21 protein-coding genes, 9 pseudogenes and 1 riboswitch are annotated in these 24,677 nt (G+C 72.9%); of the genes and pseudogenes, 12 read left to right on the top strand and 18 right to left on the bottom strand.

Annotated features, from left to right (window positions below):
• Positions 1-21: 21 nt before the first annotated feature.
• From WKH84_RS13935 to WKH84_RS13900, 8 genes are all read left to right on the top strand, one after another.
• Complete coding sequence (locus WKH84_RS13935) at positions 22-720, top strand: fasciclin domain-containing protein (protein ID WP_341854086.1); 699 nt, start codon at positions 22-24, stop codon at positions 718-720.
• Between the two features lie 88 nt (positions 721-808).
• Positions 809-1,279, top strand: coding sequence for a sigma factor (locus WKH84_RS13930; protein ID WP_341854085.1), 471 nt, complete (start codon positions 809-811; stop codon positions 1,277-1,279).
• A gap of 17 nt (positions 1,280-1,296) precedes the next feature.
• Positions 1,297-1,476: a sigma factor-like helix-turn-helix DNA-binding protein gene (locus WKH84_RS13925; RefSeq protein WP_341854084.1), complete on the top strand. Its 180-nt coding sequence runs from the start codon at positions 1,297-1,299 to the stop codon at positions 1,474-1,476.
• Positions 1,473-1,658 carry a hypothetical protein gene (locus tag WKH84_RS13920; RefSeq protein ID WP_341854083.1) on the top strand — a complete coding sequence of 62 codons (186 nt, stop codon included), beginning with the start codon at positions 1,473-1,475 and terminating at the stop codon, positions 1,656-1,658. The genes WKH84_RS13925 and WKH84_RS13920 overlap by 4 nt, the downstream gene beginning before the upstream one ends.
• 295 nt (positions 1,659-1,953) lie before the next feature.
• On the top strand, positions 1,954-2,433 hold the full coding sequence (locus WKH84_RS13915; RefSeq protein ID WP_341854082.1) for an anti-sigma factor: 480 nt from the start codon (positions 1,954-1,956) through the stop codon (positions 2,431-2,433).
• On the top strand, positions 2,430-3,326 hold the full coding sequence (locus WKH84_RS13910; protein ID WP_341854081.1) for a hypothetical protein: 897 nt from the start codon (positions 2,430-2,432) through the stop codon (positions 3,324-3,326). Before WKH84_RS13915 ends, WKH84_RS13910 begins: the two co-directional genes overlap by 4 nt.
• A complete protein-coding gene (locus tag WKH84_RS13905) occupies positions 3,256-3,675 on the top strand; it encodes a molybdopterin-dependent oxidoreductase (protein ID WP_341854080.1) in 420 nt (139 codons plus the stop codon). Before WKH84_RS13910 ends, WKH84_RS13905 begins: the two co-directional genes overlap by 71 nt.
• The gene (locus WKH84_RS13900) at positions 3,618-4,115 is read left to right on the top strand and encodes a hypothetical protein (protein ID WP_341854079.1); all 498 of its coding nucleotides are present in this window, start codon (positions 3,618-3,620) and stop codon (positions 4,113-4,115) included. The genes WKH84_RS13905 and WKH84_RS13900 overlap by 58 nt, the downstream gene beginning before the upstream one ends.
• On the opposite strand, the pseudogene WKH84_RS13895 reads toward WKH84_RS13900, so the two are convergent.
• A pseudogene (locus WKH84_RS13895) lies at positions 4,093-5,487 on the bottom strand (deoxyribodipyrimidine photo-lyase). The gene WKH84_RS13900 and the pseudogene WKH84_RS13895 overlap by 23 nt on opposite strands.
• Positions 5,488-5,616: 129 nt before the next feature.
• Positions 5,617-6,495 (bottom strand): hypothetical protein, encoded by an 879-nt coding sequence (locus WKH84_RS13890; RefSeq protein WP_341854078.1) that lies wholly within the window; start codon positions 6,493-6,495, stop codon positions 5,617-5,619.
• Between the two features lie 342 nt (positions 6,496-6,837).
• On the opposite strand from WKH84_RS13890, the pseudogene WKH84_RS13885 reads away from it, so the two are divergent.
• Positions 6,838-7,305: pseudogene (locus WKH84_RS13885) on the top strand (YbaK/EbsC family protein); the annotation flags it as partial.
• Positions 7,306-7,738: 433 nt separating this feature from the next.
• On the opposite strand, the gene WKH84_RS13880 reads toward WKH84_RS13885, so the two are convergent.
• The 16 genes and pseudogenes from WKH84_RS13880 to WKH84_RS13805 form a co-directional block, all read right to left on the bottom strand.
• A complete protein-coding gene (locus WKH84_RS13880; protein ID WP_341854077.1) occupies positions 7,739-7,897 on the bottom strand; it encodes a DUF3566 domain-containing protein in 159 nt (52 codons plus the stop codon).
• Positions 7,870-8,085 (bottom strand): DUF3566 domain-containing protein, encoded by a 216-nt coding sequence (locus WKH84_RS13875; protein ID WP_341854076.1) that lies wholly within the window; start codon positions 8,083-8,085, stop codon positions 7,870-7,872. The genes WKH84_RS13880 and WKH84_RS13875 overlap by 28 nt, the downstream gene beginning before the upstream one ends.
• On the bottom strand, positions 8,076-8,291 hold the full coding sequence (locus tag WKH84_RS13870) for a hypothetical protein (RefSeq protein WP_341854075.1): 216 nt from the start codon (positions 8,289-8,291) through the stop codon (positions 8,076-8,078). The genes WKH84_RS13875 and WKH84_RS13870 overlap by 10 nt, the downstream gene beginning before the upstream one ends.
• A 3-nt stretch (positions 8,292-8,294) precedes the next feature.
• Positions 8,295-11,059, bottom strand: a pseudogene (gene gyrA / locus WKH84_RS13865) (DNA gyrase subunit A).
• 185 nt (positions 11,060-11,244) lie between these two features.
• Positions 11,245-13,181 (bottom strand): annotated as a pseudogene (locus WKH84_RS13860) (DNA topoisomerase subunit B).
• Complete coding sequence (locus tag WKH84_RS13855) at positions 13,159-13,407, bottom strand: hypothetical protein (RefSeq protein ID WP_341854074.1); 249 nt, start codon at positions 13,405-13,407, stop codon at positions 13,159-13,161. Before WKH84_RS13855 ends, WKH84_RS13860 begins: the two are co-directional and overlap by 23 nt.
• Positions 13,408-13,829: 422 nt before the next feature.
• Positions 13,830-14,312 (bottom strand): 6,7-dimethyl-8-ribityllumazine synthase, encoded by a 483-nt coding sequence (gene ribH / locus WKH84_RS13850; RefSeq protein ID WP_341854073.1) that lies wholly within the window; start codon positions 14,310-14,312, stop codon positions 13,830-13,832.
• A pseudogene (ribB, locus tag WKH84_RS13845) lies at positions 14,309-15,740 on the bottom strand (3,4-dihydroxy-2-butanone-4-phosphate synthase). Before ribB ends, ribH begins: the two are co-directional and overlap by 4 nt.
• On the bottom strand, positions 15,737-16,117 hold the full coding sequence (locus WKH84_RS13840) for a hypothetical protein (protein WP_341854072.1): 381 nt from the start codon (positions 16,115-16,117) through the stop codon (positions 15,737-15,739). Before WKH84_RS13840 ends, ribB begins: the two are co-directional and overlap by 4 nt.
• Positions 16,118-16,176: 59 nt before the next feature.
• Positions 16,177-16,374 (bottom strand): annotated as a pseudogene (locus WKH84_RS13835) (riboflavin synthase); the annotation flags it as partial.
• A 455-nt stretch (positions 16,375-16,829) separates the two neighbouring features.
• Positions 16,830-17,399: pseudogene (gene ribD / locus WKH84_RS13830) on the bottom strand (bifunctional diaminohydroxyphosphoribosylaminopyrimidine deaminase/5-amino-6-(5-phosphoribosylamino)uracil reductase RibD); the annotation flags it as partial.
• Positions 17,400-17,620: 221 nt separating this feature from the next.
• Positions 17,621-17,750: riboswitch (FMN riboswitch) on the bottom strand.
• A gap of 178 nt (positions 17,751-17,928) precedes the next feature.
• Positions 17,929-18,744 carry a DciA family protein gene (locus WKH84_RS13825; RefSeq protein WP_341854071.1) on the bottom strand — a complete coding sequence of 272 codons (816 nt, stop codon included), beginning with the start codon at positions 18,742-18,744 and terminating at the stop codon, positions 17,929-17,931.
• Positions 18,741-19,999, bottom strand: a pseudogene (gene recF / locus WKH84_RS13820) (DNA replication/repair protein RecF). Before recF ends, WKH84_RS13825 begins: the two are co-directional and overlap by 4 nt.
• Before the next feature lie 19 nt (positions 20,000-20,018).
• The gene (gene dnaN / locus WKH84_RS13815) at positions 20,019-21,143 is read right to left on the bottom strand and encodes a DNA polymerase III subunit beta (protein ID WP_341854070.1); all 1,125 of its coding nucleotides are present in this window, start codon (positions 21,141-21,143) and stop codon (positions 20,019-20,021) included.
• 487 nt (positions 21,144-21,630) lie between these two features.
• Positions 21,631-22,683 (bottom strand): annotated as a pseudogene (dnaA, locus tag WKH84_RS13810) (chromosomal replication initiator protein DnaA); the annotation flags it as partial.
• The gene (locus WKH84_RS13805) at positions 22,671-23,324 is read right to left on the bottom strand and encodes a hypothetical protein (RefSeq protein WP_341854069.1); all 654 of its coding nucleotides are present in this window, start codon (positions 23,322-23,324) and stop codon (positions 22,671-22,673) included. The pseudogene dnaA and the gene WKH84_RS13805, both read right to left, overlap by 13 nt.
• Before the next feature lie 449 nt (positions 23,325-23,773).
• Between WKH84_RS13805 and rpmH the strand changes: the two genes are divergently transcribed.
• The 3 genes from rpmH to yidD all read left to right on the top strand — a co-directional run bounded on the left by rpmH (position 23,774) and on the right by yidD (position 24,635).
• Positions 23,774-23,911, top strand: coding sequence for a 50S ribosomal protein L34 (gene rpmH, locus WKH84_RS13800; protein ID WP_010552021.1), 138 nt, complete (start codon positions 23,774-23,776; stop codon positions 23,909-23,911).
• A 166-nt stretch (positions 23,912-24,077) separates the two neighbouring features.
• Positions 24,078-24,314, top strand: a complete 237-nt coding sequence (locus WKH84_RS13795; RefSeq protein WP_341854068.1) for a ribonuclease P protein component — start codon at positions 24,078-24,080, stop codon at positions 24,312-24,314.
• An 87-nt stretch (positions 24,315-24,401) separates the two neighbouring features.
• A complete protein-coding gene (yidD, locus tag WKH84_RS13790) occupies positions 24,402-24,635 on the top strand; it encodes a membrane protein insertion efficiency factor YidD (protein WP_341854067.1) in 234 nt (77 codons plus the stop codon).
• Positions 24,636-24,677 lie beyond the last annotated feature (42 nt).

The raw sequence follows: 24,677 nt of genomic DNA, 5'->3' as shown, positions 1-24,677 counted from the left end.
AGCACCACGAAGGAGATCGTCATGACCACTCGGACAATGCTTCCCCGCCTCGGGGCGCTCGCTGCGACCGTCGCCCTGATGAGCGCCTGCTCCGGCGGGATGGGAGAGGACGCCTCCCCTGCCGCGGAGGACCAGCCCGCCGCCGGCCAGGAAGAGCCCGCGGACAGCGGGATGGCCTCCGACGGCGGCGGCGACATGGCCGCAGACCCCGCCGCGGACCTCGTCGGCGCGGGTCGCGCGGACTACGCCGCGATGGTGCCGGACGGCGCCGGCTCCGTGGAGGGCATGGCGCAGGATCCCGTCAGCGTCGCCGCCTCGAACAACCCGATGCTCACCACCCTGACCTCGGCCGTCTCCGGTGAGCTGAACCCCGAGGTGGATCTGGCCGACACGCTCGACGGCGACGAGTTCACCGTCTTCGCCCCGGTCGACGACGCCTTCGCCGCGATCCCCGAGGAGGACCTCAGCGCCCTGGCCGAGGACTCCGACGCGCTGAGCGGCGTGCTCACCTACCACGTCGTGCCCGGACAGCTCTCGCCCGACGAGATCGCCGGCACCCACACCACGGTGCAGGGCGAGGAGGTCGAGGTCACCGGCGAGGGCGACGAGCTGATGGTGGACGGCGCGACCGTGATCTGCGGCGGCGTCACGACCCAGAACGCGACCGTGTACCTGATCGATACCGTCCTGATGCCGCCGTCGATGGCGGAGCAGGACTGAGCGGAGCAGACTGCACTGTCGGCCCGAGGGGGCGGGGCGAGCTGATCGCCCGGCCCGGCCCCCTCGGCCCCCTCCCCGAAGGAGCTCCATGCCCCCCGAGCCCACCCCCTCCGAGCCCGAGCACCCGCCGCCCGAGAGCGCCGGGCCGCGCCCGCTGCTCGGCGACGCGTCCTCCGTCGATCCGGGGCCGCACGCGATGCGGCCCCCGTCGGACGACCCCGCCGAGCCGCTGCACCGCGCCGCGCTCGGGGACGAGGACGCCTTCTCCCGCCTCTACGACCAGACCGCACCGCGGCTGTTCGCGCTGATCAGGCGCGTGGTGCGGGATGTCGCGATGAGCGAGGAGGTCTTGCAGGAGGTGTACGTGGAGGTGTGGCGGCAGGCCACACGGTTCGACGCCCGACGCGGATCGGCGCACGGCTGGCTGTGCACCATCGCGCACCGACGCGCCGTGGACACGGTCCGCTCGAGCGAGGCGGCGCGGCGCAGGGACTCGGAGGACGGTCTGCTCACGCTCGAGCAAAGCAGGTGGTCGACGTGCAGGAGGAGGGGATCATGAGGGTCGAGAGCGCACGCGTGCGCGCCGCGATGAAGGCGCTGACCACGGCGCAGTCCGAGGCGATCCGCCTCGCCTATTTCGGCGGCCGCACCCATCGCGAGGTCGCCGCGCCGCTCGACATCCCCGTCGGGACGGCGAAGACTCGGATCCGCGACGGCATGATCGTCGCGCGCGACAGGCTGGGGGTGACCTCGTGAACGAGCAGAAGCACACCATGACCGGCGCCTGGGCGTTGAACGCCCTGGACGCCGACGAGCGCGAGCGGATGCGCCGCTATCTCGCCGAGGACCCCGAGGCCGCCGCCGAGGCCCGCGCCTTCGAGGAGACCGCGGGCGAGCTCGCCGCGAGCCTGCCCCCGATCGCTCCCCGGCCGCGCTGAGGTCCGCCGTGATGGCCCGCATCGCGACCACCCGCCAGCTCTCCCCGCCGCCGGAGGACGAGCAGGCGGATCCGCGCGACGACGAGCCGACGGAGAGCACCGGCTCCCCGGAGGCGACGCCGACCCCGGGGGCGAGGCAGGATCCCGGTCCGACGGGCGCCCCGGCGCCGACGCGACCCGAGGAGACCACGGGCCCGCGGACGTCGGAGGACGCTGAGACGTCGAAGGAGCCCGAGGAATCGACGGGACGCGTCGTCCCGCTGGACCGCTATCGCGCAAGCGTGCGCCGCACCCGGTGGACGGCCGCGGCGGCCGCCGCCCTGCTGCTCACCACGATCGGGGGCCTCGGCCTGTGGGGCTCCGAGCGCGCCGCGCGCGGGAGGCGGAGGCGACCATCGAGGCGATGGAGTCGCAGCAGGCCGCGGCGCAAGAGGAGCGGGAGATGCTCTCGACCCTCCTGGCCGCGGACGACGCCTCCCAGCTCTCCGTCCCCGTCGGCGACGGCGGCTCGCTGGAGCTGATGTACTCCCGCGACCAGCAGGCGATGATCATCCAGCCCGACGGGCTCGCAGCGCTCCCCGCCGACCGGGCCTACCAGGTGTGGATGATCGAGGGCGACGAGATCACCAGCGCCGGGTCGCTCGAGGACCCGTCCGCCGCGATGATGCATCCCGGCGCGATCCCGGAGGGCGTCGTCGTCGGCCTGACCGTGGAGCCCGCCGGCGGCTCGGACCAGCCCACCATGGCCCCGATGGCGCAGGGAGAGCTGACATGAGCGGGCGCGGGGCCCCGGCGACCGACGGGGAGCGCGAGGACGGTACGGCCGGGCCTCGGAGAGGGTCGGGTCCAGCGCCGGCGCACCGCCCGGAGCGTGCCCCGGGCCGCTGGTCGGCGCTGGTCGGCGTGGTCGCCGGGCTCGTGCTGGTCGCCGTCGCGGAGCTCGTCTCCCTGGCCTTCGGCTCCTCCTCCGCCCCCTTCGTCGCCGTCGGCGGAGGCGTCGTGGACATCGTCCCGCCGGCGGTGAAGGACCTCGTCATCGGGCTGTTCGGCACCTGGGACAAGCTCATCCTGTTCGCCTCGATGTTCGTGGTGTACGCCCTCATCACGGCGATGATCGGGCATCTGGCGAGCTCCCGCCCCGTGCCCGCCGCCGCGGCGCTGACGGGGCTCGGCCTGTTCGCGATGGCCGTCGTGCTCACGCGGGCCCAGAACACCCCGCTCGACGTGCTCCCCACCCTGCTCGGCACCCTCGTCGCCGTGCCGACCCTCTTCGCTCCTGAGACGGGCCGTGCGCGGCACGACCGGGGCGGAGCCGACGGCCTCGTCGGAGCCGACGGGCGCGCCGGACGCCGCATGGCCGCGCCGCCGTTCGCTGGTCGGCGTCGGCCTGGTGGGCGTGCTCGCCGTGGTCGTCGCCGCCGGGGCGCGCGGGGTGAACGCCGGCCGCGAACGGGCCCGCCAGGTCGCCCGCTTCGTCTCGCCCGCGCCGCGGGAGTCCGCCGCCCCGATCCCCGCCGGCGCCCAGGTGGACCTCGCGGGCATGCCGCCCTTCGTCACCCCGAACGACGACTTCTACCGGATCGACACCGCCCTCGCGGTGCCGAACGTGGACCCCGGCACGTGGACGCCGCGGATCCACGGCCTGGTCGACCGGGAGCTCGAGGTTGACCTCGCCGCACTGCTCGAGGAGCCGATGACCAAGACCCATGTGACGCTGACCTGCGTCTCCAACACCGTCGGCGGCGACCTGGCCGGGAACGCGACCTGGCTCGGCGTGCCCGTGCGCACCCTGCTGGAGCGGGCCGGGGTGCAGGACGGCGCGGACATGGTCCTCTCCCGCTCGATCGACGGCTTCACCGCCTCCACCCCGCTCGAGGCGCTCACGGACTCCCGCGACTCCCTGCTCGCCGTGGGCATGAACGGGCGCCAGCGCCGGCCGAGCACGGCTATCCGGTGCGGATGGTGGTGCCGGGCCTGTACGGCTACGTCTCGGCGACCAAGTGGCTCACGGAGCTGAAGGTCACCCGCTTCGCGGACGACACCGCCTACTGGACCACCCGCGGCTGGTCGGAGCGCGGCCCGATCAAGATCGCCTCCCGCATCGACGTGCCACGCTCCTTCGCCGAGCTCGCCCCCGACGCGGAGGGCGCCGTCACGCTCGGGGGCACCGCCTGGGCGCAGCGAGCGCGGCATCGCGGCGGTCGAGGTGCGGATCGACGACGGCGACTGGCGGGAGGCCGAGCTCGGCGCCGACGTCTCCGCCGACACCTGGACGCAGTGGTCACTGCGCTGGGAGGACGCGGAGCCCGGAGACCACTCGGTCTCGGTGCGGGCCACCGACGGCGAGGGCGAGGTGCAGACCGAGGAGCGGGCGGATCCGGCCCCGAACGGTGCGAGCGGCTGGCACACCGTGCAGTTCACCGTGGTGTGATGCTCAGGATGCCGGCGAGCCCCTGACCTCCTCGTAGGCGGCCAGTGCGTCTCGCCGCGAGGCGCGCAGGTCCACGATCGGGTCGTCCCGACGCTCGGTGCCGATCTCGGGCACCCACCGTCGCACGTAGTCGCCGTCGGGGTCGAAGCGCTCCTCTTTGCCGGGCAGGGTTGAACACGCGGAAGTACGGCGCGGCGTCGTCCCCGCTACCCGCCACCCACTGCCAGTTGAACGGGTTCGAGGCCTCGTCGGCGTCCACCAGCGTGTCCCAGAACCACTCCTCTCCGCGCCGCCAGTCGCCGCCGGAGATTCTTGGTGAGGAAGGAGCCGGTCACGAGCCGCACCCGGTTGTGCATCCACCCGGTCTCCCAGAGCTCTCGCATCCCGGCGTCGACGAGGTCGATGCCGGTGCGTCCCCGCCGCCAGGCGCGGAGCTCCTTCGAGTCCTCCCGCCAGTCGAAGCGGTCGAACTGCCGGCGGACGTTGCGGGTCGCGAGATCCGGCAGGTGGAACAGCCGGTGCCAGGCGAACTCCCGCCACAGCGGCTCCCTCCGGAAGGACTCCGGGCCCGTGCCGCGGCCGCACTCCACGCTCCGATGCCACACCTCGTGGGGCGAGACCTCGCCGAAGCGCAGATGCGGGGACAGACGGGTGGTCCCGTCTGTGGCAGGCCGTTCCCGGTCCTCCGCGTACGCGCCCAGCACCCCGTCGAGGTCCTCGAGACGGCGCCGGGCGCCCTGCTCCCCGGGGACCAGGCTTCGCGCGACCCACCCGCCCAGTCCGGCGACGTCGGGATCCAGCCCCGACGGTCGAGGACCCGCTCGAGGTGCTCCTCGCGGAGCCAGGTGCGCATCTCGTGCCCGCCGGCGCGCACTCCGTCGGGCGGTCCGCTCAGACGCGGCGGGAGACCGTCGGCGGCGCGGGGCGGGCCCGCTTCACCGCAGGCGCGGGCGAAGGCCGAGTACACCTTGTACGGGTCGCCGGACTGCGTGGTGATCGTCCAGGGCTCGTGCGCGCAGATAGCCGTCGAAGCTCTCCGCCCGCAGGCCCTGCTCGCGCAACGCGCTCTTCAGCCGAGCATCCACGGCCCTGCGGGGGCGTGGTACCGGCGGTTCCACAGCACGGAGTCGGCGCCGCTGTCGCGCACCAGCTGGGGGATCAGCTCCTCGGGGTCCCCGCTGACGAGCACCAGTGGGACGCCCTGTGCGCGCGCCGCGCCGCCGAGGCGCGTCAGCGAGTGGTGCGCGACCACCACAGGGTCGCCCGGCCCGGTTCCCGCACACCCTCGATGCGCTCGTCGACGTGCACGGCGATCACGTCGCCGTCCTCCGCCGCGGCGGCGAGCGCGGGATTGTCGTGCGACCGCAGGTCGTCGCGCACCCACCAGAGAGCGGTCATCGGAGGTGCTCCTGTCCTCGAGGGATCACGGGTCGGCGAGAGACCCGTCATTACGTAGCCTAGCTAACGAATGATCGTCGTGAGGCCTCTGCCGCCCCCTGTCCCCGCACTGCCGGACTCGACCGGAGCTCAGGACCTCGGCGACCCGTCGGCGGCGACGAGCCCGTGCTCGAGGGCGAGGTCGTGCACCAGGTCGGGCCGCGCGGCGAGCCGGCCGCAGACCTCCGCCGCGTCGCCGATCAGGCGCGTCTCGCCGGTGAGTCCCTGGAGCTCGTCGAACAGCTCCTCGCGCCGGTGCCGCAGCGGGATCGGCACCCCGTCGCGGGCCAGCACGCCCCATCGCGAGGCGTAGACGTCCACATGCTCCGGACGCTCACCCGTCGCGAGCAGGAGCGGGACGTCCGCCGCGCCGAGCCGCGCCCGGTCGTAGTTCGGCTCGGTCCGATCGACGACAGCCAGCTGTTCCTCGTCGAACCAGGTCGCGACCAGCTCCATCCGCTCCCCGTCCGCGCGATAGGGCGCGGCGGGCACATAGCCGGGAGCGGCGGCCCGCGCGACATGGCCGACGGCGAGGCCGTGCACGGTGCGCCGCACGAAGGGCGTGGTCACGTCGAGCTCGCGCACCGCACGTCGGTACTTCCGCGCGATGGTCCGGGGAGTCTGGTTGGAGCCGACGGCGAGGACCAGGGTCCGTTCGGCCAGCGGCGCGGCGCCCGCGGCGGCGAGGGCCCGCTCGATCTCCCGGCGGTCCACGAACGGGCGGTCCTGGTCCTCGGCCGGACGCGCCCGGGCGACGCGGTCGGCCTCCCGACCGGCGTGGTGCAGGCCGTCCCCGGCCGATCCGCCGTCGTACGCGCCGTCGTCGTGCCGCCCGCCGCCGTCCGCGCCCGGTTCGAGACCCACCACCCCGTCGGCCAGCAGGAGAGCGGAGGTCGCCGACGGCCCGAGCCACGGGTACTCCTCGGGGGCGACAGCGGCAGGCAGGGAATCGGGACACGCGACGGACATCCCTCGACCGTAGCGCGGCGCCCGCAAGCTCCCCAGGTCAGCGCGACCGCGCTCACGTCCGCCGCCGACGGCGTCACTTTGGCCCGGCTCGCCGAGTCGATCGTGGCTCCCGCGCACAGGGGACGACGACTGGGCGTCGCCCTGGTCGACCACGTCCGGGAGGACCCGGAGCCGATGAGGCCGAAGCGGATCGTGCTGCAGGCGTGTCCGAGGCGGTCCGGCCGCTGTACGAGAGGGCGGGCTGGACGCCGCTCGAGGGTCCCGACGGCCGGATGGAGCCGCGCTCCCGGAGACTGCGTGCCCGGTCACTGCACTCCCGGGGTCGGGGCCTACGCTGGCTTCATGAGCGAGCAGCGTGCGACCGACGCCCTGGAGGCCCTGGGCCTGCCCCACGAGATCACCCGGCACGGGAGGGTCGGCTCCCTCGCCGAGGCGGCCGCGGCCCGTGGCGTCGAGCCCCGCGACATCGTCAAGACCCTCGTGGTGCGACGTGGCGAGGGCGACTTCCTCTTCGTGCTGGTGCCCGGCGACCGGGAGATCTCCTGGCCGAAGCCGCGCGCGGTGCTGGGCGTGAACCGCCTGTCGATGCCGGACAAGGAGGTCGCCAAGGAGGTCACCGGCTACGAGCGCGGCACGATCACGCCCTTCGGCGCGACCACGGCCTGGCCGGTGGTGGCCGACGCGTCCCTGGCCGGGGATCCCGAGCGGCGGATCTCGATGGGCGCCGGCGCGCACGGCGTCGCCGCGACCGTCCCCGCCGAGAAGACCCTCGCCCGCCTCGACTCCCAGGTCGCCGACGTCACCGAGCTCCAGCGGCCCCTGACCCCGGGCGGACGGCAGGTATCCGGCACCCCGCCCTGGACCACCGACACCCGACACCCGACATCCGACACTCGACGCTCGACACTGGCCGGCGGATCCCCCGTCCCTAGCGAACCAGGGTCTTTGGGACCGCCATTCGCCAATGTTTGCTGCGCTGGCGACTCATGGCGACCCCCGCATGAGTCCTCCGGGCCACAAAAGGTGCTCACCAGGGGGCCGCGCCGACCCGAGGCGGCCCGTCGGGGCACCGGGCGAGGGCCGGATGGTCCCGGACACGACGACGCCGCCGGCCTCGGGGAGGCGCGGCGCCGTCGATGGAGTCGCCCGTGCCCTGCGGGCGAGCCTGTCACCTGCGGCCGGGCGGGTCAGTGCCCGGCAGGGCGGGCGGGCATCGCGGAGGACATGCCCGCCGACCGGGGACTCACTCGTCGGTGAAGGTCATCTTCAGCCCGCCCAGCGGCGCGGCGACGAGGTTGTAGAGGAAGGCGCCCAGGGTGCCGAGCGCGGTGATGATCACGACGTTCACCACCGCGACGATGGTCCCGTAGCTGGTCATCTTCGAGAAGCTGAAGAACTCCATGAAGGGCGCGGGTTGCCGCCGTTCAGGTCGCGGCCCAGCTGGTCGATCTTTCCCCACAGGCCGATCGCCTCGACGAGGTTCCACAGCAGCACGACCGCGATCACGGTCGCGATGCCGACGGCGATCGCGACGAGGAAGGACAGCTTCATCACCGAGAACGGGTCCAGGCGGGCCAGGGTCAGGCGCACCCGGCGCGGGCCGCGGCGCTCCTTCTCCGCCCCTCCGGCCGGTGCCGACTTCTTCGGGCGCGGCTCGCGCCGCGGGCCGCGGAGCCCTTGCCGGAGCCGAGCCCCTGCTCCGACGGCGAGGAGGCGCTGTCGAAGGCCGGGAGCTTCGAGGTGGACTCGGCGGCGTCGGTCTTCCCGGTGCCGGTCCTGGAGTCACTGGTGCTCACGGGTCACTCCTCGTTCTGGTCTGCGTCGTCGGGCGAGGTCTCGGACTCGTCAGAGCCTAGAGCATCGCCCTGCCCGTCCTCGGTCGCGGAGGCGGCGGTGTCGGAGATCTCCGCATCCTCCTCGCCTCCGGCCTCGTCGGCCGAGGCGGGGCTCGCCGCGCTGTCCGCGGAGCCCTCACCGTCGTCGCCGGCGTCCTCGAGGACCGGCTTCTCGGCCTCGTCCTCGTCGAGCTCGCTCTCCGGGCCGGTGGTGACCAGCAGGATGCGGTCGCCCTTGTCGGGCTTGGCGAAGGTGACGCCCATGGTGGTGCGGCCCTTCGGCGGCACCTCGGAGACCTTCGAGCGGACCACGCGGCCGCGCTCCATCACGACCAGCGGCTCGTCGGTCTCCTCGACGACGGCGGCGCCGGCGAGGTGGCCGCGGTCGTCGGGCGCCTTCGCGACCCGGATGCCGAGGCCGCCGCGGCCCTGGAGGCGGTACTCGTCGATGCTGGTGCGCTTGGCGAAGCCGCCGTCGGTCACGGTGACCACGAAGGTGCCGGGGCGCACCACGTCCATCGCCAGCGGCTGGTCGTCGTGGCGGAACTTCATGCCGGTGACGCCGCTGGTGGCGCGGCCCGTCGGACGCAAGACGTCGTCCGCGGCGGGCATGCGCACGCTCTGGCCGTTGCGGGAGACGAGCAGCGGCTCGTCGTCGCCGTTCACGGCGCGGGCGGCGATGACGCGGTCGGGGCGGGTGCCGTCGATGCCGTCGACGTCGCGCAGGTTGATCGCGATGATGCCGCCGGTGCGGTTGGAGTCGAAGGCGGTCATCGCCGTCTTCTTGACCAGGCCGGACTCGGTGGCGAGCACCAGGTACTCGGCGTCCTCGTAGGAGTCGATCGCGAGGACGGAGGCGATGTGCTCGTCGGGCTGGAAGGCCATCAGGTTCGCGACGTGCTGGCCCTTCGCGTCCCGCGGCGCCTCGGGCGACTCGTAGCCCTTGGCACGGTAGACCCGGCCCTGGTTGGTGAAGAACAGCGACCAGCGGTGGGTGGTCGTGGTGAAGAAGTGCTCGACCACGTCGTCCTCGCGCAGGGACGCGCCGCGCACGCCCTTGCCGCCGCGCTTCTGGGCCCGGTACTGGTCCTCACGGGTGCGCTTGACGTAGCCGCCGCGCGTGATCGTGACGACCACGTCCTCCTCGGGGATGAGGTCCTCCATCGACATGTCGCCGTGGAAGGGGAGGATCTGGGTCCGACGGTCGTCGCCGTACTTGTCGACCAGCTCGCCGAGCTCCTCGGAGACGATCTGCCGCCGCCGCGCCGGGTCGGCGAGGATCGCGGTGTACTCCTCGATGAGGGCCTGGAGCCGGTCGTGCTCCTCGACGATCTTCTGGCGCTCCAGGGCGGCCAGGCGGCGCGCTGCATCGCGAGGATGGCGTTGGCCTGGATCTCGTCGATCTCGAGCAGGTCGATCAGCCCGGTGCGGGCCTCGTCGACGTCCGGGGAGCGGCGGATCAGCGCGATGACCTCGTCCAGCGCGTCCAGTGCCTTGAGGTAGCCGCGGTAGATGTGGATCTGCTCCTCGGCCTTCCTCAGGCGGAACTCCGTGCGGCGCACGATGACGTCGATCTGGTGCTTCGTCCACTCGCGCACGAAGGAGTCGATCGAGAGGGTGCGGGGCACGCCGCCGGAGAGGGCGAGCATGTTCGCGGAGAAGTTCTCCTGCGGCTGGGTGTGCTTGTAGAGGTTGTTCAGCACCACCTTCGCCACGGCGTCGCGCTTGAGGGTGATGACCAGGCGCTGGCCGGTGCGGCCGGAGGTCTCGTCGGTGATGTCGGCGATGCCCTGGATCTTGCCGAGCTTGACCATCTCCGCGATCTTGCGGGCGAGGTTGTCGGGATTGACCTGGTAGGGCGTACTCGGTGACGACGAGCGCCATGCGGCCGCCGATCTCCTCGGTGGAGACGACGGCGCGCTGGGTGATGGAGCCGCGGCCGGTGCGATAGGCGTCCTCGATCCCGTCGGTGCCGACGATCGTCGCGCCGGAGGGGAAGTCGGGGCCCTTGATGAACTTCATGCACGCTTCGAGCGGCTCGGGCTTGGTCGCCTCGTGGTTCGTCAGCGACCACTGGACGGCGTCGGCCACCTCGCGCAGGTTGTGCGGCGGGATGTTCGTGGCCATGCCGACGGCGATGCCGGCGGAGCCGTTGACCAGCAGGTTCGGGAAGCGCGCGGGGAGGACGGAGGGCTCGTCGACGGTGTTGTCGTAGTTGCCCTGCATGTCCACGGTGTCCTGCTCGATGTCGCGGACCAGCTCGAGGGCCAGCGGCGCCATCTTGCACTCGGTGTACCGGGGGCGGCCGCGCCGTCGTCGCCGGCGGAGCCGAAGTTGCCCTGGCCCAGGATCAGCGGGTAGCGCATGTTCCAGGGCTGGACCAGGCGGACCATCGCGTCGTAGATCGCGGAGTCGCCGTGGGGGTGGTAGTTGCCCATGACCTCGCCGACGACCTTCGCGCACTTGGAGAAGGAGCGGTCGGGGCGGTAGCCGCCGTCGTACATGGCGTAGACGATGCGGCGGTGGACGGGCTTGAGGCCGTCGCGCACGTCCGGGAGGGCGCGCGAGACGATGACGCTCATCGCGTAGTCGAGATAGGAGCGCTGCATCTCCTGATTGAGGTCGACCTGGGTGATGCGGTCGACCTCGTCCTCGTCGAGGGGGTCGACGAGCGTGACGGTGCGGGAGGCGGCCTCGTCGGCCGAGAGCTCGCTGGAGCCCTCGGGCATCTCCTGACCGCCGATCCCGGCGCTCTCGGCGGGGGTCGGGGTCTCGGCCGAGGGCTGGTCGTCCTCGGGGCCGGTGGGGTCGTTCGGGGTGTCGCTCATGGCGGGGAGGGCCTTTCGGGTGGGGCCGGTGGGTCGTGGGGGTCCCGGGGGCGCGCGAGAGGGATCGGCGCCGCCCCGGGGCCCGCTCAGATGTCGAGGAAGCGGACGTCCTTGGCGTTCTCCTGGATGAAGCGGCGCCGGGACTCGACGTCATCGCCCATCAGGACGGAGAAGATGGTGTCGGCGTCGGCGGCCTCGTCGACCGTGACCTGCTTGAGGGTGCGGGTGGCGGGGTCCATGGTGGTGGACTGCGGCTCCTTCCAGTCCATCTCGCCGAGGCCCTTGTAGCGCTGGATGCCGTTGTCCTTGGGGATGCGGCGCCCGGCGGACTGCCCGGCGGCGAGGCGCTCGTCGCGCTCCTCGTCGCTGAAGACGTACTCGTGAGGGGCGTTGGACCACTTCAGGCGGTACAGCGGCGGCATCGCGATGAACACGTGGCCCAGCTCGATCAGCGGCCGCATGTAGCGGAACAGCGGCGTCAGCGAGCAGGGTGCAGATGTGCTGGCCGTCGACGTCCGCGTCGGCCATCAGGATGATCTTGTGGTACCGCAGCTTGGTCGCGTCGAAGTCCTCGCCGATGCCGGTGCCGAAGGCGGTGATCAGCGAGCGGACCTCCTGGTTGTCCAGCGCCCGGTCCAGCCGCGCCTTCTCCACGTTCAGGATCTTGCCGCGGATGGGGAGGATCGCCTGGGTGCGCGGGTCGCGGCCCTGCACGGCGGAGCCGCCGGCGGAGTCACCCTCGACGATGAAGATCTCGGACTCGGCGGGGTTGCGGGAGGAGCAGTCGCGCAGCTTTGCCGGGCATGCCGCCGGTCTCCAGCGGGGACTTCCGACGGGTCGCGTCGCGGGCCTTCCGGGCCGCCTCGCGGGCCATCGCCGCGGCCTGGCCCTTCAGCACGATCGCCTTGGCCTCGTTCGGGTGGGACCCGAACCAGGCGGTGAGCTGGTCGGTCATCACCTTGACCATGAAGGTGCGGGCGATGGTGTTGCCGAGCTTGGTCTTGGTCTGCCCCTCGAACTGCGGCTCGCCGAGCTTCACGGAGATCACCGCGGTGAGGCCCTCGCGGATGTCCTCGCCGGTGAGGTTGGCGTCCTTCTCCTTCAGCAGGCCCTGGGACCGGCCGTAGCGGTTCACGATCGAGGTGAGCGAGGAGCGGAAGCCCTCTTCGTGGGTGCCGCCCTCGTGGGTGTTGATCGTGTTGGCATAGGTATGGACGGAGTCGGTGTAGGCGCCGGTCCACTGCATCGCGACCTCGACGGAGATCTTCGCGTCCGTGTCCTCGGACTCGAAGGAGATGATGTCGGGGTGGATCACCTCGGCGCGCTTGGCCGAGTTGATGAACTCGACGAAGTCCTGCAGACCGCGCTCGTAGAGGTAGGAGACCGTGCGGGGGCCGCCCGAGGTCTCGCCCTGCTCGGCCTTCTCGGCCTCGAGCTCGACGTCGACCTCCTGGTCCTCCTCGGCCTCGTCGGCGCGCTCGTCGGTCAGCGTGATGCGCAGGCCCTTGTTGAGGAAGGCCATCTGCTGGAACCGCTTGCGCGCCGTCTCGAAGTCGTAGACGGTCGTGTCGAAGATCTCGCCGTCGGCCCAGAAGGTGATGGTGGTGCCGGTCTCGTCGGTCTCCTCGCCCTTCTCCAGCGGTGCCTCGGGGACGCCGCGGGAGTAGGCCTGGCGCCAGACGTGGCCCTGGCGGCGGATCTCGACCTCCATGCGGATGGAGAGGGCGTTGACCACGGAGGAGCCGACGCCGTGCAGGCCGCCGGAGACGGCGTAGCCGCCGCCGCCGAACTTGCCGCCGGCGTGCGCGACGGTGAGCACCAGCTCCACGGCGGGCTTGTTCTCGGTGGGGTGCATGTCCACGGGGATGCCGCGGGCGTGGTCGACGACGCGCACGCCGCCGTCGGCGAGGAGGGTGACCTCGATGGTGTCGCCATGGCCGGCCATCGCCTCGTCCACGGAGTTGTCGACGATCTCCTGGACCATGTGGTGCAGGCCGCGCTCACCGGTGGAGCCGATGTACATGCCGGGACGCTTGCGGACCGCCTCGAGGCCCTCGAGGACGGTGATGTCCGAGGCCTCGTAGTGCTCGGGCGCACGGGCCGCCTTCTCGCCCGCGGTGGTCGGCGCCGGGACCGCGGGGGCCGTCGCCGCCTCGGGGGCCGGTCTTTGCGCCGCCCGCTCCCGGTGACGGGTCCGAGGTGCCCTCGGGCAGGTCCTGGTCGGGCATGGGGCGGTCGCTGTCGCTCACCTGATGTGGCTCCTCGCAGTCCGGTCGTCCCTCGGTCGGAAGGACCGAGGGTGGTCCGGCGGCACCGTGCGGCGGTGTCCCTGCGGCCCGACGCGTGCGGGATCCGCAGGAGCTTCTCGCGCACGCGCGCGAGCGGCACCCGCAGGCCTCGGCGATCGGGCCGACGGCATCGAGGTGACCGGGCCGCTTCGACCCCGGTCGACGTCGGCCGAACCGCCCTCATTCTATCGGAGAACGGGTGCTGGGCCTATTCGACGCCCCGTTCCTGTGGACGACGCGACGCTGACCCCGTCCCAGACGCTCCGTGACGGCCTCTTCAACGCGCTCCGGGAGCCTCGGATGGGGGCGGGTACGCCCGAGGGGGTCCGGAGGCGGCACAGGCGCGCCTGGGATGTCCGCTCTCGGGCGTCCCGCGACGGGGCTCAGCGGGCGGCGTCCGGGAGCCCCGCGAGCACCTCGGCGGTGGCGAGCGCCGCCGCGGCCGCCTCGTGCCCCTTGTCCTCCACGGAGCCGGGCAGGCCGGCCCGATCCCGCGCCTGCTCGTCGGAATCGCAGGTCAGGAGCCCGAAGCCGACGGGGACGCCGTGGTCGAGGGACACCCGGTTCAGCCCGTCGGTCGCCGCGGAGCAGACGTAGTCGAAGTGCGGGGTGCCGCCGCGGATGACGACGCCGAGGGCGATCACGGCCTCGTGGCCGCGGGCGAGGCGGTCCGCGACCACGGGCGACTCGAAGGAGCCGGGCACGCGCACCAGGGTGGGCCGGTCGATGCCGGCCTCGGCGCAGGCGCGCAGGGCGCCGGCGACCAGGCCGTCCATCACCTCCTCGTGCCAGGACGCGGCGACGATCGCGACGCGGGCGTCGGGGCGGGCGGTGATCTGCGGGGTGGGGGCGCCGTGGCCGCTCATCGGGTTCCTCCGTGGGTGGGTGAGGGGGTGGGGGCAGGGGTGGGTTCGGTGATGGATTCGGCGGTGGCGGCAGTGGCGAGCGCGGGAAGCCCGGTCAGGTGGTGGCCCAGCCGGTCCCGCTTGGTGGTGAGATACGCGAGGTTCTCGGGAGTGGGGTGGGCCTCGAGGTCGAGGACCCGGTGCATGCGCGTGCCGCCGGCGCGCAGGGCGTCGGCCTTCTCGGGGTTGTGGGTGAGCAGGTCGATCGTGGTGACGCCGAGGTGCTCGAGGATCCGCGGGACCGCGGCGAAGCCGCGCTCGTCCACGGGCAGTCCGAGGTCGAGGTTCGCCTCGACGGTGTCGCGGCCCGCGTCCTGCAGGGCGTAGGCGCGCGCTTCTGGACCAGGCCGATGCCGCGGCCCTCGTGCCCGCGCAGCGCCACCAGCACGCCGCGGCCGGCGGTGGAGATCCGGGCGAGGGACTCCTGCGGCTGGGGCCCGCAGTCGCAGCGCAGCGAGCCGATCACGTCACCGGTCACGCACTCGGAGTGGACGCGCGTGAGCACGGGCTCCTCCCCGGTGACGTCCCCGGCCACGAGCACCAGGTGCTCCGCCGTCCCCTCCCGCACGGCGAGGGCGCGGAAGGCGCCGTGGGCGGAGGGCGCGGCACCGCCTCGGTGACCTCGAGCGGGGTCGGATCCGGCGCGGCCATGGGACCGGCCGACGGAGCCGACGGACTGGTCGACGTGACCGACGGGCTGGCGGCCGGCGCCTCGGCGGCCTGGTCGGACTCCGTTGCCGTCACCGGCTCCTGGGCCGCTCCCGCCGCCTCACCGATCTCCCGCCGGTGCGCGGCGAGGTCCTCGATGGAGATCATGGCCAGTCCGTGCTGGTCGGCGAAGGCGCGAAGCGCTGGGCCGCGCCGCATGGTGCCGTCGTCGTGGACGAGCTCGACGATCATCCCGACCGCGGGCAGACCTGCCATCCGTGTGAGGTCCACGGCGGCCTCGGTGTGGCCGCGCCGCTCGAGCACCCCGCCGGCCTTCGCCCGCGCGGCGCGACGTGCCCGGGCCGGATCAGGTCGCTCGGGACTGCGGCGGGATCGGCGAGGACGGTGAGGGTGCGGGCCCGGTCCGCGGCGGAGATGCCGGTGGTGACCCCTCTCGGCCGCGTCGACGGTCAGGGTGTACGCGGTGCGGAAGGGGTCCGCGTTGTCGGCGACCATCAGCGGCGGCTCGAGGGCGTCGGCCCGCTCGGCGCTCATCGGCGCGCACAGCGACCCGCTCGAGTGCCGGACCGCGAAGGCGACCTGGGCGGGGGTGGCGGTCGCGGCGGCGAGGATAAGGTCCCCCTCGTTCTCGCGGTCCTCGTCGTCCACCACCACGACGGGCCGGCCGGCGGCGATCTCCGCAATCGCGGCGGGCACGGGATCCAGGCGCAGGCCGGTCATCGTCCCTGCTCCGTCCCGGTCACGGCCTCCGGGGCGCGCGCGGGCAACAGACCGGCGGTGAGCTTCTCGACGTACTTCGCGAGCACGTCGACCTCGAGGTCCACGCCCTCGCCGACGGAGCGGGCGCCGAGGGTGGTGCGCTCGAGGGTCTCGGGGATCAAGCCGATCGTGACCACGTCGCCGTCGATCGCGGCGACGGTGAGGCTGACCCCGTCCACGGCGAGGGAGCCCTTGGGCACCACGTAGCGGGCCAGCCCCTCCGGCAGGCGCAGGCGCGAGAGGGTGGTGCCGGACTGCTCGTCGCGGGAGAGGATCTCGCCGACGCCGTCCACGTGGCCCTGCACGATGTGCCCGTCCAGGCGGCCGTCGGCCCGCACGCGCGCTCGAGGTTCACGCGGTCGCCGGGGCGGAGCGTGCCGAGCGTGGTCGCGGCGAGAGTGGTGGCGATGACGTCGGCGCTCCACGTCTCCCCGACGACGGCGGTGACGGTGAGGCAGCGACCGTTGACGGCGATCGAGTCGCCGAGGGCGATGCTCTCGAGCACGCGCGGGGAGCGGATCCGCAGAGCGGCGGGGTCGGCGCCGAGGTCGAAGGCCTCGACGGTGCCGAGCTCCTCGATGATTCCGGTGAACATGGTGGTGTCCTTCCTGGTCAGGCCGGGGTGGGAGTGGTGCGGGGGCGGAGGGTGAGGCGCAGATCGGCCGCGCCGCCGGGCGTGGGCGCGGGGCGACGTCGACCAGTTCCAGGTCGAGCCGCTCGGCGAGGGTGGTGATCCCGAGGTCGGCGACGCCGGGGCGGCCGGCGCCGAGCAGAGTGGGGGCGAGGTGCACGATCAGCTCGTCGACGAGCCCGGCGCGGAGGAAGGCGGCGGCGAGGGTGGGTCCTCCCTCGAGCGGCGACGTGCCGGATCCCGCGGTCGAAGAGCGTCGCGAGCGCGGCCGACGGGTCGCGGGTGGGCAGGTGCGGCCGCCTCCCCGGCGCCCTCTGTCGCGGGGAGGTCCTCCACCTCGGAGGTGCCCACCACGACGCGCGCGGCTGGCGGGCGTGGAGGGTGCCGTCCGGCCGACGGGCCGTCAGCGTCGGGCGGTCGCTGCGGGCGGTGCCGGTGCCGACGAGGACGGCATCGCAGGTGGTGCGCGACCGGTGGACCTCCTCGCGGGCGGCGGGGCCGGTGATCCATCGGCTGGTGCCGTCGACGGCGGCGGCGCGGCCGTCGAGAGTGAGCGCGGTCTTCGCCGTGACCAGCGGCCGGGACGCGCCGAGGCCGTGCTCCCAGCCGCGGTTCAGGGCCGCGGCCGTGGCGGCGAGATCGGCGGGAACGTCGCCGACGACCTCGACCCCGGCCGCGCGCAGGCGGTCGATTCCACCCGCGGCCTGCGGGTTCGGGTCCTGCCTCGCGACGACGACGCGGGAGATCCCGGCCTCGAGGAGCGCCTGGGTGCAGGGGCCGGTGCGGCCGGTGTGGTCGCAGGGCTCGAGGGTGACCACGGCCGTCGCGCCGCGCAGAGTCGCGGCGGCTCCCGGCGCCTGCCGGGCGCGGGCGAGGGCGTCGGCCTCGGCGTGGGCGGTGCCGGCCCCGCGGTGACGGCCCTCGGCGAGGACGGTCCCGTCGGCGGCGAGGAGCACGCGACCGACGCGGGGGTTCGGGCCGAACGGCACGGCGGGGTCCGCGGCGATCTCGAGCGCGCGGCGCGCGCGGCGGTCTCCGCGGGGGTGATCCCTGGCCGGTCGCTTGGCGGGGCGTCCTGCGTGGTGCCGGGGTCCATGGCCTCTCCTCCGTCCGCTGCTCGCGATCCCGGAGGGAGAGGAAGAGACGGGACGACGTCACCGGGGGCGCCGGCCGGGCCCGGAGGGTCGGCAGGTACGCCAGGCGACGTCGACCGCGTGCGCTTCCCATCCGGACTCTCACCGTCGGTCCAGGAGTTCCACCTGGTCAGCCTCGGGCCATGGGCCCTCGGGTCGCGGACTGTCACCGCCGGCTCGGAATTTCACCGACCCCAGTGCACGCGAGCATCATCAGCTCGTCGAGAGCACACCGTAGCAGGGGCGGCCGGGAGGATGACGGCGGATGAACGCCCGATCAGGCTCCATCAACCCGCTGACCTCCTACCGCTCGTCCCTCGCAGCACGTCGATCAGGCTCCACCCACCCGCTGACCTCCTACCGCTCGTCCCTCGCAGCACGTCGCTCAGCCATACGTATCCCGGGGGCCGCGCCAGGTCACCGTCCGTCGACCCTTCTTCCAGCCGCGCTCGGCGGCGGCCGGGCCGGTGACCTTCAGCTCCGAGACGACGTGGGAGCCGACGTGCTCCTCGATGGTGGTGATCAGCTGAGGGGTGAGCATCCGCAGCCGCGCCGCCCACGCCGAGGAGGAGGCGCTGACCACGAGCACCCCGTCCTCGAAGGAGACCGGCCGGCAGTGCGTCGCGAGGCGCTCCCCGACGATCACGTCCCACTCGTCCAGCACCCGTCCGGTGCTCATCCCGGCGTTCCAGCCGAGGTTCCCCAGCACCTTCTTCAGCACCAGCTCGATGCCCTGCGGATCCCGCGGGTCCGGGCGCGAGCCGGAGTAGCCCGGCGCCCGGCCGGACCGGTCGCGCACGTCCCTGGCCTGCGTCTTCGCGGAGATCGGGAAGAGGCCGCGGTCACGGGCAGCGGCACGGGAGCGGTTGACGGTGCGGCGTGCGAGCTCGAAGGGATCCGCCGGCGCCGGCAGGTCCGGCGGATCGTAGAGCACCTGCTCCTCGCGGTCGGGATCCCCGGGGGCGACGGGCGTCCGTGCCCCGGAGCGGGACGCGACGGGCCCACCAGCCCCCTCGGCGCCCGGCCGCGCTCCACCGCGGGCCCGCTCGGCACCGTCCCCGCCGCGGGCACCACCCCGCGGGGGCGCGGCGGCCGGAGCCGTCGGCGAGGACGCCTGCTCCTCGGACGCCGCCGCCGCCCCACTCCAGGTGCCGAGCCCGTAGGGGTTGGCGATCCTCGGGCGCGGAGCACCGCCGTTCATCGCAGCCCGCCCCCGGCGCGCGGGACCGCCTCGCCGAGCGTCACGTCGACCACGTGGATCTCGCCGTCGAGGGAGGCGGGGATGTCGGTGTCGTTCGCGGTCGTGATCAGCACCTGCGAGGCGTCGGTGACGATCCGGCCGAGCCGCTCGCGGCGATGCACGTCCAGCTCGCTGAAGACGTCGTCGAGGATGAGAATCGGCTCGCCGTCGCCGAGGTCGCCCTCCTCGAGACGCAGCAGGTCGTAGCTGGCCAGGCGCAGGGCGAGCGCGAGAGACCAGGACTCGCCGTGGCTCGCGTAGCCCTTCGCGGGGAAGTCGTGCAGGCGGATCTCGAGGTCGTCGCGGTGCGGCCCGGTGAGGTTCGTGCCGCGGTCGATCTCCTCGTCGTGGCGTGCGGAGACCAGGGCGAGCAGGACGTCGTGGATCTCGCGGGTGCCGGGCGGCTCCCCGGGCGCGGCGCCGAGCTCGTCGAGCACGTCGGAGCGGTAGCGGACGTCCGCCGGGGAGGCGACCTCGCCGCGCTGGTCAGGGGGCAGGTCGAGCGCCTGCTCGGCCCCCTCGTCGGTCGAGACCCGCAGGTAGGAGTACCCCAGGTGCGGGCGCAGACGGTTCACGAGGTGGAGCCGGGCACGCAGCGGCTCGGCGCCGTGGCGGGCGAGCCGCTGGTCCCAGACCTCGAGCGTGGAGGCCGCGGACTCGGCCGGGTCCAGCCCGCCGACGCGCGCCCCGAGCCGCCCCGCCGCATCGAGCGCATCTGCTTGAGCAGGTTGCCGCGCCGCTTGAGGACCCGGTCGTAGTCGGCCTTGATCGACGCGAAGCGGGGCGCGATCTCGAACAGGAGCTCGTCGAGGAAGCGGCGCCTGCCCTCCGGATCGGCCTTGACCAGTCCCAGGTCCTCCGGGGCGAAGAGCACTGCCCGCACCTCGCCGAGCAGGTCGCGCGCCCGGGAGACGTTCTGCCCCTGGAGCCGGGCGCGGTTCGCCTTGCCGGGGGTGATCTCGAGGTCGATCTGCAGGGGCCGGCCGGCGCGTTCGAAGCTCGCACGGACGATCGCGGTGGACTCGCCGCGGTGCACGAGCGCGGCGTCGTGGGGGACGCGGTGGCTCGAGAGCGTCGCGAGGTACCACAGCGCCTCGACGATGTTGGTCTTGCCCTGCCCGTTCGGGCCCACCATGACGGTGATGCCGGGACGGACGGGCAGGCGCAGCCGCCGGTAGGAGCGGAAGTCGGTGAGTTCGAGGGCGGTCAGGTGCACGGAGGGAGCTCGCCCTCCCTCAGATCCGCATCGGCATGATGAGGTACCGGTAGGAGTTGTCGGGCTCGCCCTCGAGCGAGTCCTGCCCGGTCATCACCGAGGGCTTGATCGAGTCGGTGAAGGTCAGGCGCGCGAACTCGCTGCCGAGCGCGCCGAGGCCGTCGAGCAGGAAGCCCGAGTTGAAGCCGACGACGAGGTCCTCGCCCTCGAGCCGCGCCTCGAGCACCTCGCTGGCCTGGGCGTCGTCGCCGGCGCCGGCCTCGAGCGCGACCTGGCCCTCGGAGAACGACAGGCGCACGGGGGTGTTCCGCTCGGCGACCAGGGAGACGCGCTTGACCGCGTCGATCAGCGCGCCGGTGGAGACGACGGCGGTGATCGCGGTGGTCTCGGGGAACAGTCGTCGCACCGGCGGGTAGTCGCCGTCGACGAGGGTGGAGGTGGTGCGGCGGCCGCCGGCCTCGAAGCCGATCAGGTTCGCGGAGTCCTCGTCGGACAGCGCGATCTCGACGCCGCCGCCGGTCGCGAGCGAGCGGGCGACCTCGTGGAGGGTGCGGCCGCGGACCAGGGCGGTGAGCTCGGCACCGGGCGACGAGGGGTTCCAGGTCAGCTCGCGCGCCGCCAGGCGGTAGCGGTCGGTGGCCATCAGGGTCATGGTCTCGCCGCTGATCTCGACCTTCACACCGGTCAGCGGCGGGAGGGTGTCGTCCTTCGAGGCCGCGACGGTGACCTGCGAGATCGCCTCGGAGAACACGTCGGCCGCGACGGTGCCGGCGACCGGGGGCATGGTGGGCGGCTGCGGGTACTCCTCGACCGGGAGGGTCGCGAGGGCGAAGCGGGCGCCGCCGCAGCGGACCTGGAGCTTCGTGCCCTCGAGCGCGACGGTGACGTCCTTGTTCGGCAGGGCACGGACGATGTCCGAGAGCATGCGCCCCTGGACCAGCACCTCGCCCGGTCGCTCGATCTCCGCCTCGAGACGGATCTGGGCGCTGACCTCGTAGTCGAAGGTCGAGAGCTGCGGCTCGCCGCCCGCATCGGCGACGATGCGCACGCCCTGCAGGATCGGCATCGCCGGACGGACAGGGAGGGTGCGGGTGGCCCAGGAGACGGCGTCGCCGAGGACGCCGCGGTCGAGGTGGAACTTCACCGTTGCCACTCCTTCGCAGTGGTCGAAAGCCTGATCGTGATCGAACGGTGGACAGCGTATCGGTTCCCGGAGCCCTCCGACGACACACCGCTGCAGATCCTTGACTTCCGCCCCTGCTCCTCCGTGCTCCTCGGCCGCTGTTGCCGACCCCCGCCCTCCACATCCACGACGAGCAAGAAACTACAGACCTCATCATCACGGCTGTGGATCTCGTGGATAACCGACATCTCAGCAGGTCACAGCCGACACTGTCGACGTGGACGACTCGTCGACAATCACAGGAAGCTCGTGCACGACCTGTGCACGGATCGCCGCCGCCGTCAGATTCCTGTCATTCCTCCGTGCACATCGTCTCCTGCGCAGATGCTCGTCCTTCCACACTGTCCACAGAGTTATCCACAATTGGGGAGAACGTCGGCCTGACCTGGGATGACATTTTCCGGCGCGCTCACGCGGTCGGCTCCGTCACTGCCGTGTCGTTCCCTCGTCACTTCCGGGCCGAGGAGCTCGAGCTCTTGATCCTCGCCGTGAGCTCCGTGACCTGGTTGAAGATCGCCCGGCGCTCCTTCATCAGCTCGCTGATCTTCTTGTTCGCGTGCATGACGGTGGTGTGGTCGCGGCCGCCGAACTCCTCGCCGATGCGGATCAGCGGCATGTCCGTCAGCTCCCGGCACAGGTACATGCCGATCTGCCGCGCGGAGACGAGGCGCCGGCGCGGGCCGGTGCCCACGATCTCCTCCACCGACAGCCCGAAGTAGGTCGCGGTCTGGGCGATGATCGTCGAGGCCGTGATCTGAGCGCCGTCGTCGTGGGAGAGCAGATCCTTCAGCACGGACTCGGCGAGGGTGACGTCCATCGGCTGGCGGGAGAGGGAGTGCGCGCCTGCACGCGGATCAGCGCGCCCTCGAGCTCGCGGATGTTGGTGGCGATGTGGCTGGCGATGTACTCCAGCACGTCGTGCGGCACCTCGCCGGTGTTCTCCTGGGCGACCTTCTTGCGCAGGATCGCGATGCGGGTCTCGAGGTCCGGCGGTCGCGTCCGTCATCAGGCCCATCTCGAAGCGGGAGCGCATCCGGTCCTCGAAGCCGCCGAGCTCCTTCGGCGGCAGGTCCGAGGTGATCACGATCTGCTTGTCCGAGTTGTAGAGCGTGTTGAAGGTGTGGAAGAACGCCTCCATCGTCTCCGGTGCCCGCCGCAGGAACTGGATGTCGTCGATGAGCAGGATGTCGATGTCGCGATAGCGGCGCTGGAACTCCTGCGCCTTGCCGAACTGGCCGGACTGCACCGAGTTGATGAACTCGTTGGTGAACTCCTCGGAGTTCACATAGCGCACCACCACGTCGGGGTAGAGGCTCTGGGCGTAGTGGCCCACCGCGTGCGACAGGTGGGTCTTCCCCAGACCGGATCCGCCGTAGATGAACAGCGGGTTGTACGCCTTCGCCGGCGTCTCCGCCACGGCCGACGCGGCCGCCTGCGCGAAGCGGTTCGAGGAGCCGATCACGAAGGTGTCGAAGGTGTACTTGCTGTTCAGGCGGGAGTCCTCGCCGAGGGTCGAGCCGCCGGAGGGGCGGGTCGGCGCGGGGCCGGGCCCGGGGAGGGAGCGGAGGCGCCGCTGAGCGCGGACATCCCCGCGTAGGCGCTGGGATCGTCGGCCGCGGAGCCGTGGAACTCGTCCTCCCCGCGGCCGAAGTGCGAGGCGGCGGAGGCGGCCGAGTCCGAGGTCTTGCTCGAGGGCGCGCGGGCCGGCCGGAGGCGGACTCGGACGGGAGCACGGTGCCGCGTCCACGACGGAAGGGCGGGGTGTGGACATCCCCCGTGGAACTGTCCACATCGTTGTCCACAGGATGTGCACTTCGGGGTGCGGAGGAGGAGGTCAGCGGCGGTGCAGGGGCCTCGTCCTCGTCGTCCCCCTCCAGCAAGCAGCGACTCGTCGACCGTCACGGCGAAGCGGAGGTCCGTGCTGGCGGCCTCGCTGAGGGCGGCCTTCAGGGATCCCGCGATCCGGTTCTCGATCAGCTCCTTCGCCGAGGTGGAGGGCACGGCGAGCAGGGCGGTGTCCGCGACCACGGCCATCAGGCGGGAGAGGGTGAGCAGGGCCATCACGCGCTGGGAGACGGTGTCGTCGCGGCGCAGGATGCTCAGCGTGCTGTCCCAGATCGCGTCGGCGTTCGCCTCCGGCATCAGGTGTCCCCCTCAGGTCTCGGGCGCGGGTCGCCACAGTTTTCCACATTATCCTCACCGCTTTGGATCGCCGATGTGGACAACAGGTCGGGGTTCCGCCTCCGACGTGACCGGGACGACCGCGACGATGTGAGCGGCGCCGCCCCGTCGGGCGCCCCCGGGCCGGAGGGGCAGGACCCGAAGGGCACGACGGGCCCTCGGGGCCGTCGCGACACGCCCCCGGAAGTGAGAATCGGGCCACAACCGGCCGTCAGCGGGGCTCCTCCGTTGACCACGTGCACCCCCGCGCCTAAAATCGTGCAGTCAACGCGCGCGCCGCCCGACGGCACCGTCCCGATGTGGGACACGGCGACCGCCCCGCCCCGGCGGGTGCGCCCGGACATCCGTTCGCGCAGCGAGACCACACGCCACCGCGAGGGGCACGCCGGTGCCCACGATCGAGGAGAACCATGAGCAAGCGCACGTTCCAGCCGAACAACCGCCGCCGCGCCAAGAAGCACGGCTTCCGCGCCCGCATGCGCACCCGCGCCGGTCGCAGCATCCTGAACGCCCGCCGCGCCAAGGGCCGCGCCGAGCTCTCCGCCTGAGACGACGGTGACCAGGGCCGAGGCGTCACGTCGTCGTGTACTGGTCTAGTCGCCGGCTCCACAGCGGCGACGAGTTCCGTGCGGTCACCCGCGGTGGCGCGCGCGCGCTCGATCCCACGTGGTCGTGCACCTGACCCTGCTCACGCAGGGGGAGGAGGCACCCCGCGTGGGATTCGTCGTGTCCAAGAAGATCGGCAACGCCGTGGTGCGCAACCGCGTCACGCGGCGCCTGCGCGAGATCGTGCGCCCGCATCTCGAGACCCTCCCCGCCGGCGGCCGCGATCGTCGCGGGCGCGCGCCGGGCATCGAGGCGCGACCCTTCGCCGAGCTCCGCGAGGACGTGGACTCGGCGCTCGCCTCCGCCTTCCGCAAGCTCGCCCGCCGCGAGGAGCGGTCGCGGTGAGCGCCGGCCCGCCGGAGCGCGCGCGAGGTCGCGAGAGCGCGGCGCGCCGATTGGGACGCCTGCCGCGCCGGTCGCTGATGCTTGCCGGTGCGCGGCTACCAGGTGGGCATCTCGCCCTACACCCCGCCCGCCTGCCGCTACGACCCCGTCTGCTCGCAGTACGGCATGGACGCCTTGCGCACGCACGGAGCCCTGAAGGGGACGCCGCTGACCACCTGGCGGATCTTCCGCTGCAATCCCCTCACCCGCGGCGGGCTCGATCCGGTCCCGGCGCCGGGCATGTGGAGCAATCCACGCCGACTGCGGCACCCGGCCCCCTAGGGCCTACCCTTGACCGAGACTCCCGACCACAGCCGGCACCTC

It is taken from the genome of Brachybacterium sp. GPGPB12 (genome assembly GCF_038396325.1).
Classification (GTDB): domain Bacteria; phylum Actinomycetota; class Actinomycetes; order Actinomycetales; family Dermabacteraceae; genus Brachybacterium; species Brachybacterium conglomeratum.
Note: the sequence above shows the minus strand (reverse complement) of the source record. Positions and strands in the feature narration are given on the sequence as shown.